This window comes from Poinsettia branch-inducing phytoplasma str. JR1, from assembly GCF_000309465.1.
GTDB lineage: Bacteria > Bacillota_I > Bacilli_A > Acholeplasmatales > Acholeplasmataceae > Phytoplasma > Phytoplasma pruni.
Window position 1 is genome coordinate 1 of record NZ_AKIK01000086.1, and the last position, 900, is coordinate 900.

General features: G+C 31.9%; 1 protein-coding gene and 1 pseudogene. Both read right to left on the bottom strand.

Annotation, left to right across the window (positions count from 1 at the left end):
- A pseudogene (locus ON17_RS02055) lies at positions 1 to 232 on the bottom strand (DNA double-strand break repair rad50 ATPase); the annotation flags it as partial.
- A gap of 2 nt (positions 233 to 234) precedes the next feature.
- A partial coding sequence (locus ON17_RS02060) for an ATP-binding protein (RefSeq protein ID WP_017191833.1) occupies positions 235 to 900 on the bottom strand: 666 nt, incomplete at its 5' end.

The following is a 900-nucleotide window of genomic DNA, read 5'->3' on the forward strand; positions in this document are numbered from 1 at the left end:
GATGGTTCTTTTGTTTTTTAAAGAAGCATAAGTAAATGAAGCTTAAAAGTCCGAGGATAATTAAAAAGGAAATTAAATAGCCTTTCCATGTTGTTGTGTTGTGTGTTTGAGTGGCAGAAAGTTTGTTTTTAAAGAAAAAGAAAATGCCGAAGATGGCGGCAGCCATTAAAAACCAAGGGAAATAAGATTTAAAGGTTAGATAAGTTTTAATTAGGTCTAATGGCGATAACATAATTATTTACCTCCTTTCTCTTTGATTTCTTGTTCGATAGTGTTTAAGATGGCATCATCTTGAGAAATGATCATTTTATAAGCTTGTTTTAAGTCTTCTTGGTTGATTTCTTTTCTTCTAGTTTCGCCAGTTCCTCGGTTTTTAGCGAAGATTGTTACTGTTGTTTTTAAGAGGTTTTCTAAAGTACGGTTGGCTTTTTTAAATTCTTGATTAACTGGATTAACTGGTAATCTTTCTAAAGCTTCATTAATTACTTCATATAAATATTGTTTGGTTTCTTCACTGTAAGGATTTTTTCTTTTGTTAATTAAGAATTCTAAGAAGGCTTTTCTTTCTTCTTTATTACCTGGTTTAACTTCGATATTATAAGTGAATCTTGATTTGATAGCTTCATCAATTTGGTCGATGTGGTTTGTTGCGCCTATAATAAAGATAGGTTTTTGAGGGTTATTGTCAACAGATGTCATTTCGGTTTTAAATTGGTTAACGACATTGGCGACTTCTGAACCAGCTTCTAACCCACTTAAATCAGTAAAGATGGTTTCACATTCATCTAAGAAAATAATAGCTCCGTTGTGTTCTTCAGCTTCTTCGCGAGCGTATTCAAATAAATCTTTTACTAATTGAGGAGCAATTCCTTTATATTTTTGGGAAAAAATGGAACTGCT